This window comes from Paenibacillus sp. J2R1T-4, from assembly GCF_059692235.1.
Window position 1 is genome coordinate 618,875 of the sequence record NZ_JCAUBA010000001.1, and the last position, 16,764, is coordinate 635,638.

Consider the following 16,764-nt stretch of genomic DNA (forward strand, 5'->3'; position numbering starts at 1 on the left):
AGAAAAAAATAACAACCTTTGATCAAGGTTGTCGAATGTTGAGCCATTTACCTGCTTTTGCGGTTCCTATCTTCTTCTTTAGGATTCTTTACGGCTTCCACATGAACCCAGTCCCCATAAATTTCTTCCAGCGCCACTCCAACTTGTTTGAAAGCCTTAGGATCTTTCAAATCGGACTTCGCACCGTCGCGAAGCACTCTAGCGCGCTTAGAGGCAGCAACAACCAGAGAATATTTACTGTCTACCTTGTTAATAAGTAAATCTATTGAAGGATATAACATGGTCAATACACCTCTTCCATCCATTTTTGAATACGCGGCAGTACCCGTTCCCGTTTGCAATGCTCGGCGATAAGGATTGACTGTATGCGTTGGCAGGCCAACTCTACTTGGTCATTAACAACCGCATAATCATACTGCTCCATTAACCGAATCTCGTCAACCGCTATCGTCATTCGGTTGCGGATGGAGTCTTCCGTCTCTGTCCCTCTGTTCACAATTCGGCTCTGAAGTTCTGTAAGGGATGGCGGCGTCAGGAATATGAATACCCCTTCGGCAAATTTCTCCTTCACCTTAAGTGCGCCCTGAACTTCGATTTCAAGTATAATATCTTTGCCCTCGTTAAGGGTCTGCTCCACAAAGCTTCGAGGTGTGCCATAATAATTCCCTACATACTCGGCCCATTCCAGCAAATCATCCCGCTCGATCATGGAACGGAATTGTTCTTTGGATTTAAAGAAATAATTCACTCCGTCAACTTCACCGACTCTAGGCGTTCTTGTAGTCGCTGAAACGGAATAAACGAGTTCAGGTGCTTGTTTGCGCAGCAGCGAGCAAACCGTACCCTTCCCTACGCCGGATGGGCCAGACAGGACAATAAGCAGGCCTCTGTCCGTACCGGGTCGTGCGCTATTCGTCATGATCGTCATCCTTGTTGTTCGTCAATCTATGAGCTACCGTCTCCGGTTGTACAGCTGACAAGATCACGTGATCACTATCCGTAATAATTACAGCTCGTGTCCGTCTTCCATATGTGGCATCAATCAGCATATGCCGATCGCGAGCTTCTTGGATAATTCTCTTGATCGGTGCTGACTCGGGACTGACAATCGAGATGATTCGATTAGCGGAGACGATGTTTCCGAACCCGATATTGATTAATTTAATGGCCATTATTGCCCTCCTACATCATTTGAAAACTGCTTAATAGTCGATGGCAGACGAATATAGCCTTGCACTATTCTTGCCTTTTCCGCGACCTCTCATACTTTTCTAGCCTGCAGGGCATGTAGCATCGAAATGTTGAACGAATCATTCAATATTCTGCACCTGCTCGCGCATCTTCTCCAGCTCCGCCTTCATCTCGACTACTTGATTGACAATGTCGATCCGATTGGCCTTGGAGCCTATCGTGTTGACTTCCCGATTCATCTCCTGAATGTAGAAATCAAGCTTCCGTCCGATTGGCTCGTCCGTCAAAAGCAGCAATCTGCATTGGGAAAAATGACTGATCAGCCGTGTCAGTTCCTCCTGAATATCCGAGCGTTCTGCAAGCAACGAAACTTCCATTGCGATTCGATTCTCATCCTGCAGGCCGCTATGGCTGCTGCGTTCATCCAGCAAATCCGCTAAACGCTGCTTCAGCTTCTGGCGATATTCCTCGGCAACAGCAGGGGCTGCGATCAGTACGATGCTATGCATCCGCTCCAAGGCATCAAGACGCTCGCCTATATCCTGAGCCAAGTGAACGCCTTCCGCAAGCCGCATCGACACAAGTCGATCCGTTGCCTCACGGACGGTGTTCATTAACGCATGCTCAAGCTGTTCCTTGTTATCTGCACTGCGCTGCTCTCGCAGCACAATCAGATCAGGCAACCGAAGCAAATCTTGCAGTGTCAGCGCTTCGGATTGCGGTAATTGGAGTCTGGTTCTAATCTGTTCCGCTGCGTCACGATAGCCTTCAACAAGCGCCCAGTCCACATCAACGTCTCTGCCGACCGCTCGGATCCGTTCAAATGTAAGGGTCACATCTACACGTCCGCGTTTGATGAAGGGCTGGATCGCACGCTTGACTCCGTCTTCCCAAGCCAGCCATTCACGCGGCATTCGCACTGCAATCTCGCTATACCTGTGATTGACCGATCTCAGCTCCACCTGTATACGAAAGTCACTTGCAGCACCTTCAGCTTGACCAAAGCCCGTCATACTGCGAATCATAGGGATCACATCCATTACCCTATTTTAATTGATTTTACAAGTGGGTACAAGTGGAATTGTTAAGAGCCTGTATCGTCAGCTTAGCCATGTATTAGAACTGCTCCATGCCAGCAGGATGCCCGACTTTGTCCCATATATAGTTCGTTAAGTCCACACACATGCCATAGAAATGCATGGGTGTCATCAGGTAAATCCCGTTAAAGAGCGGCAGAGCCGTATCCAGCAGTTCCTTCATAATGACTACACCCATGGCTCGTCCTTCTGCTCCGCTTAACCCCGCCATCCGCTGCCTTACTTCATCAGACAGCAGAATACCTGGCACCTCGTTGTGTAAGAACTCAGCATTATTGCCGCTTACGAGCGGCATAAACCCAAGGAAAATCGGCACGGACAAATGTTTGGTGGACTCGTGGATTCGTTCAACCAGCCTGGCATCATATACCGGCTGCGTCATGATATAATCCGCGCCTGCTTCAATCTTCTTCTCCAACCGTTGAACCGCTTTATCCAAATGTTTGACATTCGGGTTAAAGGCTGCCCCCACAAGAAACTTGGACTTCTGCTTAAGCGGCTTGCCGGAGAAGGCCATGCCTTCATTCAATTGCTTGATCATTCGGATCATCTCGAATGAAGTCATGTCGTACACAGAGCTCGCTCCAGGCAAATCACCGAATTTGGACGGATCACCTGTTATTACGAGTACATGATCGATGTCTAACGCATGTAACCCCATCAGATGGGATTGCGTTCCGATCGAATTGCGATCCCGGCATGCAATGTGCAGAAGCGGACGCATGCCGAGCCGTTCCTTCACTAGGAAGCCCATCGACAGGTTGCTCATCCGGGTTATGGCGAGTGCGTTGTCGGCCATGGTGATGGAATCCACACCCGCCTTCTTCAGCGCTTCTGCGCCTTCCATGAACCGCGTGATGTCCAGATCACGCGGTGTATCCCATTCGACGATGACCGTGTGGCGCTGACGCGCCAATTCGACCAACGTCGGCATATCTGCGGCTGGCGCTGCTGGCGCGTCAGCTGCCTGTGCCGTCGAGCCCGCTTCCTTGCGGGGCTCGCTCACAGTCAGCGGCCCGCTCGGCGCCGCTGAGGCACTTGGCGCCGCTGCAGGGACGGCGCCCTGCTGCGGCGCATAGCCGCTCAGCGCGGCTGCGATCGCCGCGATGTGCTCGGGCGTCGTGCCGCAGCAGCCGCCCACAATGCGAGCGCCGAGCGCCGCGAACTTCAGCGCGTGCTCCGCGAAGTATTCCGGTGTCGAGCCGTACACGTATCGACCGTCCACATAGCTCGGCAAGCCGGCATTAGGGAATACCGAGAGCGGTATATTCAGCTCTTGAGGGAGCTTCTCCATGGAACGGAGAATTCCGTTCGGGCCGCTGTGACAGTTGAATCCGACAACGTCGGCTCCAGCATCCCTCAAGCGCAAGAAGGCTTCTGCATACGCTACGCCGTCTCGAGTGCCTCCGCTGCCTTCAGCAGCGAACTGGCAAATGATTGGCAGCGACGCTCCGCCTAGCCTCCTGGCAGCCAGCAGCGCAAGCTCCAGCTCCTCGAATTCATAGAAGGTCTCCATGAGGATGCCGTCAACACCCGCGTCGATTAACGCTGCAAGCTGCTCTTCGAAATCCGACACGAGCACTGAGGTCTGGATCGCCCGGCGGCCGCCTCCGCGAATGGAGCCTAATGCACCTACCACGTAGGCGTCTGCGCCAACAGCACTTCGCGCAATGGCAACACCGGCGCGGTTAATCGCGGCCACCTCTTGCTCAAGCCCGAAATGGGCCAGCTTCTCACGATTCGCTGCGAACGTATTCGTCTCAATTACCCGCGCCCCCGCATCATAATAGCGGCGGTGAACATCGCCAATCGCATCGGGATTTAACAAATTAAATTCCTCTGACGAAGCGCCAACCGTGAAGCCAAGTTGATATAAATAAGTGCCCATTGCCCCGTCTCCAGTTAAGATCTGACCAGCAAGAGCATTCCTAAAGTCTTTTTTCATTTCTATCTCCACCATTCTATCAGGGAACTGGGCTTATAACTCGATACGGCCGTCAAATACAATCGCAGCAGCACCTGTCATAAACACCTGATTGCTCTCCTCGTCCCATTCTACTAATAAATCTCCGCCTTCAAGCGACACCGTAGCCGTCCGCTCCGTGAGTCCGTTCAGCACAGATGCTACTAATGTTGCACAAGCGCCAGAACCGCAAGCCAGCGTCACTCCAGTCCCGCGTTCCCAGACACGCATCTCTACGTGTTCCCTGGAGCGAACAGTTACGAACTCTACATTGACACGTTTGGGAAATAACTCGTGTACTTCAAGCGGCGGTCCCCATTTACGCAGATCAAAGGCAGCAGCATTCTCCACATAAATCACACAATGAGGATTCCCCATAGATACAGCGGTAAACTCGAACTGCGCCCCTTCTGTCTCAATCAATTGATTCACCACAGTGTCGGAATCAAGGGTAGTCGGAATACGTCTGCTCTCGAGAATCGGCTCGCCCATATTAACCCGAACCGTAACGGCCCGTCCAGCATGAGCCTGGATTTGAACGGGCTGGATGCCAACTCCGATCGTCTCAATCGTAAGCGCAAGCTTAGTCGTAAGACCGCGGTCGTACACATATTTGGCAACACAGCGGATGGCGTTCCCGCATTGCTCTGCTTCCGACCCGTCTGCATTAATAATACGCATGAGAAAATCTGCGCGTTCCGTAGGAAGAATATATACCATACCATCGGCGCCTATGCCGAAATGGCGGTCACACATAGTAATGGCTAGCTGAGAAGCATCGTCCGGAAGTCGGCTCTGATCGGCAATCACGATGAAATCGTTGCCCAGACCATGCATTTTGGTGAAATTCATAGCGATCGCTCCTTAAAGTAAAATAAATGTACTTCAAATGAAAATGCTTTTAGACATCTTAACAATTAGCATTTATTATATGGCAAATCGCTTCACGTGCATAGTTCTTTTCATTATATGAACGAAAAGCCCGGTCGTCTCTGCAAGCTGCTGCTGCAGCTTTAGAAAACTACCGGACTTTCCGAGACAATCTCCCTGTCGATATCTTCCCTTAGCGGGTAATCGGTTTGGAGCTGTACTTCATAGGAGGACGCTTGGATTTCTTGCTTGTGGTGAGCACACTGCCAAGACCCATTAAGAAAGTAGGAATACCAGCAAATATCAGTACGATTAGCCAATCCATCGTCCCAAGCGGCACCGTTTTGAAGATAGGCTGCAGCGCTTCTATGTACAACACGCCCAGCATAAGGACAAGCGACGATATGACGGCTAACACCAGGTATTTATTCTGTAGAGGATTGCGATGGAAAATCGATCTTGAGCTGCGGCAATCAAATACGTGTATGAGCTGAGCCATAACTAGAGTAGCAAACGCAACGGTCTGAGCGTGCACCAAGTTGGTTGCACTGCTTGGATTATCTCTTAAAGCAATCCAGAAGGCAGCTAATGTGCAAACCCCGATCAGAATTCCGCGGCTAATAATTTTCCAGCCCAGTCTGCGAGCAAATATGTTCTCCTTAGAACCGCGCGGTTTGTGCTGCATCAGATCCTTCTCCGCTTGATCGACCCCAAGTGCCATGGCAGGCAACCCGTCTGTAACCAGATTGACCCAAAGAATCTGAATGGGAATGAGCGGCAGCGGCAATCCGGCCATCATAGCAAGGAACATCGTCAAGATCTCGCCTACATTCGATGCGAGCAAATAACGGATAAACTTGCGAATATTCTCGTAGATACCGCGGCCTTCTTCAATCGCCGCAACAATAGTGGCAAAGTTATCATCACTAAGCACAAGCGCGGAGGCTTCCTTGGTCACATCAGTTCCGCTAATGCCCATTGCAATACCGATATCAGCGGCTTTTATGGCTGGCGCATCATTCACGCCATCCCCTGTCATGGCGACGACATGACCTTGGCGCTGCAGCGCTTTGACTATACGCAGCTTATGCTCTGGTGATACGCGCGCATACACATAGATGGAAGGAGACGCGGCTTCCAATTCTTCATCACTCATAGCCGCAAGCTGCTGTCCGTTCACGACTTGACCATTAGCTGGCAGCATGCCGAGCTGTTTGGCAATCGCTTCCGCAGTAGACTGATGATCCCCTGTTATCATAACCGTCTTTATCCCCGCACGACGACATGTCGCTATAGAGTCACGAACTTCTTTACGAGGAGGATCTATCATCCCGGTCAGCCCTACGAAGACAAGCCCACTCTCCAGCTCACTAACGGAATCGTCCCGGTCTGCAGCTTTTAATTCCTTATAAGCCAGACCCAGTACGCGCAACGCTGAACGCGCCATTCCTTCATTCGCTGCCAATACCTTTTGCTTCAAAGAGGGCGTGAATGGAATGACTTTGCCATCCCAGAGAATATAGGCGCATTTGTCTGCAATTACGTCTGGAGCGCCCTTCGTATAAATTAAACGGCCCCCTTGGTGTTGAACGAGCACAGACATCCTCTTGCGCTCGGAATCAAACGGAATTTCTCCCACCCGATTGTACAGCCCGTCTAGCGAACCTCGAGTGATCCCTCCTTTTGCACCGAGCACGACGAGAGCTCCTTCAGTCGGATCGCCTTGTATGCTCCAGACTGGTTTTATCGCTTCTTTCGCTGACTTCTTCTTCGTTGACTCAGGCACTTCCTCTACAAGCGCAGCATTGTTGCATAGAACCCCGATCTGCAGCATGCGACGCAGCATCAGATTGTTACGCAAATCAATTGGAGCCCCGGAGGTTATAATATTTCCATTAGGCTCATAACCTTCTCCGGTCACTTCCATCACATCGCCGCCTAGCCAAACATGGGTAACGGTCATTTTATTCTGAGTCAGCGTGCCTGTTTTGTCTGAGCAGATTACAGAGGCGCAGCCTAATGTCTCCACCGAGGGAAGCTTCCTTACGATTGCTTTTCGTTTGATCATGCGCTGAACACCGAGTGCCAGGGCAATCGTAACGATCGCAGGCAACCCTTCGGGAATGGCGGCAACCGCCAAGCTCACTCCTGCGAGGAACATACCGTAAGCGGGCTGACCATGCATAATTCCAGCGACAACTACCATGATAGTCAAGCCGATTGCCACGGCAATCAAAATTTTACCTAGCTGCTCCAATCGATGCTGCAATGGGGTCTCCATCGTCTCCGTATTCTGGATCAAATCAGCGATTTTCCCCATCTCTGTAGCCATTCCGGTTCTGACGATAATACCGTGTGCAGTCCCGCGCGTTACCATTGTGCCCATGAAGCCAATGTTCTTTTGATCACCAAGCGGAATATCGTCACCAGCCAATGCATCCGTCATTTTACTGACTGGAACTGACTCCCCGGTAAGAGCAGATTCCTCTACATACAAAGCGTTTGCTTCAAGAAATCGCACATCTGCCGGGATACGGTCGCCGCTTTCTAATACAATGATATCACCAGGTACTAGTTCCCTCGCAGGGATCTGCTGCACTTTTCCTTCACGAAGTACCTTTGCAGACGGGGCGGACAACTCCTTCAAAGCTCTTAGCGATCGTTCCGCACGGAACTCCTGAATAAAGCCAAGGACTCCGTTCATCACGATTATGGCTACGATGGTAATAGCATCCAAGTACTCACCAAGCAGCCCGGATACGAGCGTTGCTGCCATCAGCACCAGAACCATGAAATCCTTGAACTGGTTCAGGAACAGGGTAATATGCGAGACACCTTTCTTCTCTGATAATTCATTGTATCCGTCTTGGACAAGGCGATCCCGGACCCCGTCCTGCGACAGCCCTTGTGAAATGTTCACTTGTTGTGCTGCTGCCGTTTCTTCCGGATTTAATTGATACCATGGCTTCTGACTCATTCCGGTTCCCTCTTTTCGAAGAAAATCTGTACAACCCTAAATGTATTCAGACAAGCCAGGAAATATGAGAAAACGGTTAAACAAATGTGTGCCCTTACCCTTTGCGCTTTTTTGTGGCATGATAGAAAAGCATCAAAATGAACTGTACGCCGCTAGCGGCTGCACCCAGGAGGTTAGTTCACTATGTCATTAGACGGTCTCGTCACCCGTGCCATTGCACAAGAAATTGGAATCTGCACTGGTGGACGTATTCATAAAATTCATCAACCATCGGAACACGATATTGTGATGCAGATCCGCGCCCAAGGTAATACTTACAAACTGCTGCTGTCCGCCAATCCTACATATCCGCGTGTACACTTTACAGGCGAATCGTTCGTTAACCCCGTAGAAGCGCCAATGTTCTGCATGCTGTTACGCAAACATTGCGAAGGATCCGTCATCGAATCGATTACCCAAATCGGGATGGAACGAATGCTGAAGATCGATGTGCGCCAGCGGGATGAGATCGGGGACGTCAGCTTAAGAACAATTATCGTTGAGATTATGGGCCGCCACAGCAATATTATTGTGATGGATCCTGCCTCAGGCAGCATTCTTGACGGCATTCATCATGTCACTCCGGCCATTAGCTCCTATCGAATTGTAATGCCAGGAACCAGCTATGTCATGCCTCCAGAGCAAGGCAAAATAGACCCGTTACAGACGGATTATGATACTTTCATAGAAACGTTAACTCCGCCCGATCCGGAACCTGCTGATGATGAACCGTCCACTTCACAGCCCGATAAGCTGCAGCAGCTCCTCGTAGCGAAGTTCAGCGGAATCAGCCCTTTGGTTGCAAGAGAAATCGAACATCGAAGCGGGTATATGTCAGGCATTGCAGGAAATGAAGTAGATAAGGATATCGTCTGGAGCCAATTCAACCGAATTATGAACGATGTGCAAGAACAACGCGGCACTCCTAACATCGTGACAAACCCCTCAACTGGCAAATCATTTTTTTCCGTTGTGGAGCTTACCCATCTGCAGGGAGAATCAACCCGTTATGCTTCGATGAGCGAGTGCTTGGAGGCCTATTACGGAGATAAGGCGGAGCGCGATACCGTCAAGCAACGGACAGCAGACATGACCCGTTTCCTGATTAACGAGAAGAACAAGAATATCAAGAAACTAGAGAAGCTTCATGACACCGTGGAAGAAGCCAAAGATGCCGATAAATATCGGATAAAAGGCGAGCTGCTGACTTCATCCATCCATCTGGCAAGCAAGGGAATGAAGGATATCGAAGTGATCAATTATTACGATGAGGAACAGCTCCCGATCCGGATTGAGCTTGATCCCCTTCTAACGCCTTCCGAGAATGCTCAGCGTCTATTCCGTAAATACTCGAAGGCCAAGAACAGCCTGGCTATCGTCAATGAGCAAATCAAGAGCACGCAGGATGAAATCATTTATTTGAATACATTACTGCAGCAATTAGACCACGCAGGTGTAATGGATATCAGTGAAATTCGCGAAGAACTAGTTCAACAAGGCTATATCAGGGATCGCAGCAAAAAAACGAACAAGAAGAAAAAAACAGTGGACAAACCGCTCCTCACCAGCTACACATCCAGCGAAGGCTTCACCTTGTATGTGGGTAAAAACAATAATCAGAATGAATATCTAACGAACCGATTAGCCGGGCCGAATGACACTTGGCTACATACCAAGGATATTCCCGGCTCCCATGTGGTCATAAGGGGTACAGGCTTCGGTGATCAGACACTCCGCGAAGCTGCCCATCTTGCGGCCTTCTACAGCCAAGCAAAGTCCTCCAGTCAAGTACCTGTTGACTATACGTTAATTCGCCATGTCAGGAAGCCTAACGGGGCCAAGCCTGGATTCGTCATCTATGAACAGCAGAAAACGCTGTTCATTACACCTGATGAACATCTGATTAAGCAGATGCCCGTCGCTGTCAAGCAAGGCTAGCTGCATTTCTATGAAAATGAAAAGGCCGCTCACAAGCAGTATTTACTCTGCTGAGAGCGGCCTTCCTATTGGATGAATTTAATGAGTAAGCTCTTCTATTCTTACAGCGGTTTTACGTTCAATGGATAAATAAGCGGCTTCCATCAACATCGTAAGCTCCAAAGCCAGTTGGATATTATCTGTTGCTTCTGTGCCGTTCAATATATGACTGACCCACTGATGATACGCTGTTGGATTATCTTCAGGAATGGACCGCTCGCTCCATGTCTTGGAAGCTTCTTCTCCAAGCTTGGAGCTGCGAAGCACTAGCTTCTTATCTGCGTCGCTGTAACTCAAGGAACCTTCCGTTCCCTGAACCTCTATAGTGAAGGGCGCGAACGAGGTGACGAATCCGGCTTCTACAATTGCCATTCCACCTTGTTCGTTCTGCAGTACGGCAACAGCATTATCCTCTACTTCTTTGCCGGATACGTAACCGAAATGTGCTGTAACCTGACTTGGCATACCTAGGAACAGTCGCGCCAAGTACATCGGATGACAGCCCAGATCAATCAACGCTCCTCCTCCGCATTGTTCAAGAGAGAAGAAATGCTCAGGCAGCCAGCCTGCAGTCGAACCGTTATGCGCCAATCTGGTGCGGACAAACGACACCTGACCCAGCAAGCCTTGCTCTAATACTTCCTGAATGGCTAACGTATACCCATGATACACACGCGGCAGGGAAACCGTCAGCTTCACACCATTGCTGCGGACGGCATCCACAATAGCTTGCACTTCTTTTGTCGTTGGAGCAATCACCTTCTCGGTGAAAATATGTTTGCCGGCATTGGCCGCCTTGATCATCACTTCATGGTGGATGTTGGTCGGTGCATCGACGATAACTGCATCAATGTCCGATTGCTGCAAAAGCTCGTCAAGTGACTCGTACCAACGAAGTCCTCTTTGATCGGCTTCACGGCGTCCACGCTCAGGAAGTTCGTCCCATATTGCAACAATTTCTGTATCCGGGTGATCGGTCGCTTGTTTCGCGTAATCTTTCGCGTGCACGTGCCAAAAGCTCAGCATTGCTACTCTAATCATTGTAGGTTGCTCCCCATTCATTAGTTATTTGTCTCCGTAACGAGTTCCGCTTGTGATCTCCCATTGTCTAACAAGATTGCTCAGATACTGCTGAACTTGAGGCTTCAGGTCATCCCGCTGCAGCGCAAATTCAATCGTCGCTTCAATATACCCGAACTTATCTCCGACATCATAGCGCTTGCCCTTAAGGTTATAGGCAATCATAGACTTGCGCTCATTCAATATCCGCAGTCCGTCTGTAAGTTGGATTTCACCGCCGCGACCAGGCTGCAATTTCTCCAATATCTCGAAAATGTCTGGATCGAGGACATATCGCCCGATTACCGCTTGATTAGAAGGCGCTTCACGCGGGTCTGGTTTTTCCACTAAATCCGAGATAAAGGAGAATCCGCGGCTTTCATGAGTCGACTCTGGAGATACAATGCCATATTTTCCGACTTCCTCCCAAGGAACCTGCATCGATGCAATTACAGAGCGTTCATGCTCTCCGTACAAATCCATCATTTGCTTCAAGCAAGGCGGCTCTGAGGTAATAATATCGTCTCCAAGCAGGACTGCGAATGGTTCATTGCCAATAAACTTCCGTGCGCATAATACCGCATGACCTAGACCAAGCGGCTCCTTTTGACGTATGTAGTGGATGTCCACCATATTCGATATGTCCTGCACGAGATTCAACAGCTCGGTATTCCCTTTTACTTCCAGAATGGACTCCAGCTCAACAGACTTGTCAAAGTGATCCTCGATTGCCCGCTTGTTGCGCCCTGTAACAATAATAATATCTTCGATTCCTGAAGCAATTGCTTCCTCCACTATATATTGGATCGCAGGCTTGTCCACAATCGGGAGCATTTCTTTGGGCTGTGCTTTGGTCGCAGGCAAAAAACGCGTACCTAAACCTGCCGCTGGAATAATTGCTTTTCTAATCGGTCTCATTAACTATTTCCTCCTCCAACCCTTTCAAAAAAAGGCTGTTTATGTAAGTGTTGCTTTTAGCCCCGTATATATATTCGCTTACGATTTGCATTTTCCTATCAGGTGGTCAAGCACTTCTGAACTTATTCGTTTAGAACCAATGGGAGCGTGGAATTCATGTCCATTCCGCGAGCCATGAAAATCCGATCCAGCGGTAACAATACAATTAAGCTTCCGAGCCATTGCCAGGTACTTAGCCTCTTCTTCGGGTGAATGATCAGAGTGGTAGACTTCGATCCCGTCTGCACCGTATTGAACAATACGTTCAACGAGTTGGTCGTCTCCGTACAACCCAGGGTGAGCAATTACGGCAGCACCGCCAGCCGCTTTGATCCAATCAATGGCGTCAAACGGCGTAATTCGCGGTGGATTGACGTAGGCTGCTCCACTTTTACCTAAGTAGCGGTCGAACGCTTCAGAGATGGATTTCACATACCCCTTGTTCATCAGCACCTCGGCAATATGCGGTCTGCCAATCGTCTCATCGCCTTTTTCACTTTTTCCAGCGAGGTTCATTACTTCTTCCATACTTATCGTTAAGCCTAATTCATTCAACCGTTCGACCATCATATCGTTCCGATGCTCGCGGGTATTTCTTAATTGCTGCAGTCTCGCTAATAATTGATCATTATGGACATCGATGTAGTAACCCAAGATATGAATATCATGACCGTCCTCAATCGTGCTGATCTCTACACCGGGCACTACGGTAATCCCGAGCTCTTGACCAACCCGAACCGCTTCAGCCACACCGGACACCGTATCATGATCTGTAATCGCGATTCCATACAGACCGGCAGCTTTGGCCATTTTTACATTGTCAGCAGGCGGATGGGTACCATCCGAAGCGGTTGTATGCATATGCAGATCAACTTCATTCATCCTTACTCCACCCCTAATCGAACAAATTCATCTCAATCCTCGTCCACGAACTAACTATAACCAGGCTTGCAAGTCCCGCTCTCTTAGAAAGGTCAGAAAAGTGACAGCCGATATAGGCAAAAGTGTAGCTTTTAAATATATAGAATAAAAGTGACGGGTAAACGTAACCCCTTCAATCGATTTAATTTGAAAAAGTCCCAGGGCAACTTCGTGCTTAACAGATGACGGAGATAAAACAGTAATGCCAAGCCCGGCTTCAACGGCCGATTTGATGGCTCCCGTACTGCCCAGCTCCATGATGATTTTGAACTGATTCGAAGAGATCCCGATCTTCTGGAGTTCATCCTCCATCACTTGACGCGTCCCCGATCCTTGCTCGCGCAGAATAAGCGGGTATTCAATCAAGTCCTGCGGCTGCACAACCTCTTTATCAGCTAAAGGATGCCCAGATGGAACGATCAGTTTAAGCTCATCATTCAGAACAACCTCTGTCCGAACATCTGGATGATTCACAGGTGCTTCGACCAACCCGAAGTTCAATTGGTGACCCAGGATTTCTTCTAGAATCTGAGTTGTATTCATGACCTTCATACTAACGGAAATGTTCGGATATTCCCTGCTGAAGGGACCTAATAAACGAGGGAGCACATACTCTCCAATCGTCAAGCTGGCACCTAATTGTAATCGGCCTTCCACCATGTGCGTGAATTTGGACATGGCTATATCTGTTTCTTTAATTAACTCAATGCTGCGTTTGGCGAAAGGGAGCAAGGTACGGCCTGCTTCAGTGATCTCTATCCGCTTGGTCGAGCGTTGGAACAGCTTAGTGCCAAAGTAGTCCTCCAAGCCCTGTACTTGCATCGTCACTGCAGGTTGTGTCATATGCAGCGCTTGTGCGGCCATAGAAAAGCTTCCTTTTTCGGCAACCGTATAGAAAATGTGCAATTGGTGAAAGTTAAGCGCCACTCATTAGGCCTCCCGCATTGTAAGGTATACAAACTTAATCTATCTTAACGCGAAGCTCTTTGCAATGTTCTAACCTAAAATACCCCACAAAGTGACGTGGAGCCTCCGTAGAATATTCCGATTACTTTGCGGGGACCCCGCCTATTAACCCCACAAAGTGACGTGGAGCCTGCTTCATCGTATTCCGAAAAACAAACTAAAAAAGACATGCATCAATATCTGCATGCCTTGGACCTCAGCAGTCTTACTTGCGTTTCCTGCTGTTCTTGATTAATGTCATTCTGCGTGAGTGTCTTAGCCAAGAATAATATGATTTCAAATCCCGCAATTCGATAACTTCAGACATTCGTCCGAGAAAGGTTACAACAATCATTTTGTGAAGCGGATTACCAGCAATATCGAATTCATTCTCGAGCACTGAGAATTCAGCTACCATGACCAAATCTTCATCTATAACAAATACATCCTTCTCATTTTTATAATACGGATGCACTTCTTCTTTTTTGAGTCGATCCCATAAAAAACTGCAAATATCTTCAAATCCTGTCTTTTCCGATTCCACACGATCGGCCCAGCGAACACGGGCGTGATTCGTGATGATAATGTCAGCCACTTTTTTGTCGCCTAATACGACATAAAATGGTTCATAAGTACTCCACCTATCCATCATTTTATCTTTCATTACTACCATCCCCCTTCTTGAAGATAGGTCCCTATCCCTATGTACAACTAAGTTAGTTTTATTTTACTCGATTTTTAATTATTTTCCAATTGTTAAATGCACCATTTTTTTATTATTATATAATATTGTGAATTGCGCGACTTTTAGAAGTATTTTCATAAAAAACAACCCCCGATCCGTTTGCATCGGGGGTGAGCAATTCGGTATACTTTCTTAGGTGTAAAGTTTCGACTTATCCGGAACATTACTATTATATTCTGTAGGAATCTCGTTGCGCATGGAACGCTCTACTTTTTTGACAAATGGGTATTTCTGTATCGCTTTTGTAGCTTCTTCTGCTTTATCAGCATTCATGTATATGACGACGTAATGCATTCTTTTAGAAGTATAGTGGATGGAACCGAATCGTTCCAAATGTTTGACTGATTTCAAATCGTTAACCCAAATAATAAGGCCGGTGCGTTCAGGGAACATCTTTACCCCTCCTATTCCTATTCATCGTACCGAGCAACGAGCCCAGGAGTGAGACTTCTATGTCAGACTGCGAATCCGCAAATCTCGTCCGCGTTACAAGAGGCGACTTAACTGAATCGACCCATCGCGGTCATATAGCGGTCGTCGACCGTCTCGGACAAATCGTGGTAGCTGCGGGAGACCCTGCAACTAAGACGTTTGCCCGTTCTTCCGCCAAACCATTACAAGCCATCCCAATTGTAGAGTCAGGCGCCGTAGAAGCGTTCGGGCTTGTCCCGGAAGATATTGCAATAATGTGCGCTTCTCATAACGGAGAAATGATTCATACCGAGACGATAGAGCGCTTTCTAGAAAAGCTTGGGTTAACCGAGGAAAGCCTTCTCTGTGGTCCCCATTATCCTTATTATGAGCCCATGGCCGATAAAATGAAAAAAAATGGTCAAAATCCTACAGCCATTCACAACAATTGCTCCGGCAAACATTCGGGTATGCTTGCATTAGCTCTGCGAATGGGAGCTGCCACAGCAAATTATATGTCGCCAGAGCATCCAGTCCAGCGATATATGCTCGAAGTAATCAGCACAATGAGCGGCGTGCCAATCGAGCGAATATCACTCGGAACAGATGGCTGCGGTGTGCCCGTATTCGGTCTTCCGCTCGCCTCTCTTGCGCGTGCTTACGCCGTTTTCGGCCAGCCTGAAGGCTTGTTGCCTGAAGCGCGAGCGTTAGCTTGCAGGACGGTGCTCGAAGCAATCCGCCGCGCACCGTTCTTCATTGCCGGCACCGGACGATTCGACACTCGTCTCCTTGAAGTAACCGGCGGCCGCCTCGTAGGCAAAATGGGTGCAGAAGGCGTATTCGCTGTCGCTTCACCAGAGCAGGGCTCAGCCCTTGCAGTAAAGATAGAAGACGGATCCATGCGCGCCCTCTATCCAACGGTTACAGAGGCATTACGCCAGCTTAATTGGTTAACTAGAAGTGAATTCGATCAACTTCGAGAATTCCACAAACCATTCGTGCGTAACTGGTCTGGTCACGAAGTTGGCACGATCATCCCCGAGTTCCAGTTAGCGGCAATCCATCACTAATTCATTTAATCCTAGCTTAAGGATGAACCTCACGGGAATCATTCTTAAGTTAGGATTTTTTACTCGCGTGCATCGCTTGCTTTCTTCCACAATTCTTACCCGCAGCTGCTGCAGCCACCAGACCCGCACCCTGATTTCGTAGGCAATGGGTTGTTGCTAGGCACCTTGATCGCTTCAGAAACAGAGTGAGCAATCGTCTCCGAGACACTGAACAGCAGCTCGTCTAATTTCGCTTCAGCAGCCTTGAATTGTCGAACCGCTTCAAATTCGTCCAGTTGGACTTCTGCTTCCTTCACTTTATCCAACGCAGCATGATAATCAGGATGGAAATGCCCGAAACGTTCCGTTTCTTCAAACTTCTCTTTCAGCTTGGCAAATTGCCTTACAGCAGATTGAATATCCTTATTTGATTCGACTTGCTGCTTCCAGTATGCATAATCTGCCGCTTCCGCGGAGCTGTTAATCATATCGCCTACTTCATAAGCTTGTGAGAGAAGTTCAGCTACATCGAGCGTTCCAACTTCAGTCAACGTTACCATTTG

The 16,764-nt window shown here is 48.7% G+C and carries 16 protein-coding genes; 2 read left to right on the forward strand and 14 right to left on the reverse strand.

Annotated elements, in window-relative coordinates; translation table 11 throughout:
• Positions 1 to 47 precede the first annotated feature (47 nt).
• The 7 genes from rpoZ to AC58QD_RS03080 form a co-directional block, all read right to left on the reverse strand.
• On the reverse strand, positions 48 to 281 hold the full coding sequence (gene rpoZ / locus AC58QD_RS03050) for a DNA-directed RNA polymerase subunit omega (RefSeq protein ID WP_497329849.1): 234 nt from the start codon (positions 279 to 281) through the stop codon (positions 48 to 50).
• Between the two features lie 2 nt (positions 282 to 283).
• Complete coding sequence (gmk, locus tag AC58QD_RS03055) at positions 284 to 928, reverse strand: guanylate kinase (RefSeq protein WP_497329851.1); 645 nt, start codon at positions 926 to 928, stop codon at positions 284 to 286.
• Positions 909 to 1,172 carry an extracellular matrix/biofilm regulator RemA gene (gene remA / locus AC58QD_RS03060; RefSeq protein WP_110840413.1) on the reverse strand — a complete coding sequence of 88 codons (264 nt, stop codon included), beginning with the start codon at positions 1,170 to 1,172 and terminating at the stop codon, positions 909 to 911. The genes gmk and remA overlap by 20 nt, the downstream gene beginning before the upstream one ends.
• Before the next feature lie 138 nt (positions 1,173 to 1,310).
• Complete coding sequence (locus tag AC58QD_RS03065; protein WP_497329854.1) at positions 1,311 to 2,216, reverse strand: YicC/YloC family endoribonuclease; 906 nt, start codon at positions 2,214 to 2,216, stop codon at positions 1,311 to 1,313.
• A 91-nt stretch (positions 2,217 to 2,307) separates the two neighbouring features.
• Positions 2,308 to 4,233 (reverse strand): bifunctional homocysteine S-methyltransferase/methylenetetrahydrofolate reductase, encoded by a 1,926-nt coding sequence (locus tag AC58QD_RS03070; RefSeq protein ID WP_497329856.1) that lies wholly within the window; start codon positions 4,231 to 4,233, stop codon positions 2,308 to 2,310.
• Between the two features lie 33 nt (positions 4,234 to 4,266).
• Positions 4,267 to 5,103 (reverse strand): diaminopimelate epimerase, encoded by an 837-nt coding sequence (gene dapF, locus AC58QD_RS03075; RefSeq protein ID WP_497329858.1) that lies wholly within the window; start codon positions 5,101 to 5,103, stop codon positions 4,267 to 4,269.
• Between the two features lie 211 nt (positions 5,104 to 5,314).
• The gene (locus tag AC58QD_RS03080) at positions 5,315 to 8,098 is read right to left on the reverse strand and encodes a calcium-translocating P-type ATPase, SERCA-type (RefSeq protein ID WP_497329860.1); all 2,784 of its coding nucleotides are present in this window, start codon (positions 8,096 to 8,098) and stop codon (positions 5,315 to 5,317) included.
• A gap of 183 nt (positions 8,099 to 8,281) precedes the next feature.
• Here AC58QD_RS03080 and AC58QD_RS03085 point away from each other — a divergent pair, with 183 nt between their 5' ends.
• Positions 8,282 to 10,075, forward strand: a complete 1,794-nt coding sequence (locus AC58QD_RS03085) for an Rqc2 family fibronectin-binding protein (RefSeq protein WP_497329862.1) — start codon at positions 8,282 to 8,284, stop codon at positions 10,073 to 10,075.
• A 78-nt stretch (positions 10,076 to 10,153) separates the two neighbouring features.
• On the opposite strand, the gene AC58QD_RS03090 is transcribed toward AC58QD_RS03085, so the two are convergent.
• From AC58QD_RS03090 to AC58QD_RS03115, 6 genes are all read right to left on the reverse strand, one after another.
• Complete coding sequence (locus AC58QD_RS03090) at positions 10,154 to 11,155, reverse strand: Gfo/Idh/MocA family protein (RefSeq protein ID WP_497329864.1); 1,002 nt, start codon at positions 11,153 to 11,155, stop codon at positions 10,154 to 10,156.
• 24 nt (positions 11,156 to 11,179) lie between these two features.
• On the reverse strand, positions 11,180 to 12,091 hold the full coding sequence (gene galU, locus AC58QD_RS03095) for a UTP--glucose-1-phosphate uridylyltransferase GalU (RefSeq protein ID WP_497329866.1): 912 nt from the start codon (positions 12,089 to 12,091) through the stop codon (positions 11,180 to 11,182).
• Between the two features lie 78 nt (positions 12,092 to 12,169).
• Positions 12,170 to 13,012: a PHP domain-containing protein gene (locus AC58QD_RS03100; RefSeq protein WP_497329868.1), complete on the reverse strand. Its 843-nt coding sequence runs from the start codon at positions 13,010 to 13,012 to the stop codon at positions 12,170 to 12,172.
• 54 nt (positions 13,013 to 13,066) lie between these two features.
• Positions 13,067 to 13,978: a selenium metabolism-associated LysR family transcriptional regulator gene (locus AC58QD_RS03105; protein WP_497329870.1), complete on the reverse strand. Its 912-nt coding sequence runs from the start codon at positions 13,976 to 13,978 to the stop codon at positions 13,067 to 13,069.
• 244 nt (positions 13,979 to 14,222) lie between these two features.
• A complete protein-coding gene (locus tag AC58QD_RS03110; protein WP_497329872.1) occupies positions 14,223 to 14,660 on the reverse strand; it encodes a hypothetical protein in 438 nt (145 codons plus the stop codon).
• Positions 14,661 to 14,873: 213 nt separating this feature from the next.
• Positions 14,874 to 15,134, reverse strand: a complete 261-nt coding sequence (locus AC58QD_RS03115; RefSeq protein ID WP_497329874.1) for a YlbG family protein — start codon at positions 15,132 to 15,134, stop codon at positions 14,874 to 14,876.
• Positions 15,135 to 15,193: 59 nt separating this feature from the next.
• Here AC58QD_RS03115 and AC58QD_RS03120 point away from each other — a divergent pair, with 59 nt between their 5' ends.
• On the forward strand, positions 15,194 to 16,222 hold the full coding sequence (locus AC58QD_RS03120) for an asparaginase (RefSeq protein WP_497329876.1): 1,029 nt from the start codon (positions 15,194 to 15,196) through the stop codon (positions 16,220 to 16,222).
• A 95-nt stretch (positions 16,223 to 16,317) separates the two neighbouring features.
• Here the strand turns inward: AC58QD_RS03120 and AC58QD_RS03125 are convergent, their stop codons facing one another.
• Positions 16,318 to 16,761: a YlbF/YmcA family competence regulator gene (locus tag AC58QD_RS03125; RefSeq protein WP_497329878.1), complete on the reverse strand. Its 444-nt coding sequence runs from the start codon at positions 16,759 to 16,761 to the stop codon at positions 16,318 to 16,320.
• Positions 16,762 to 16,764: the final 3 nt, after the last annotated feature.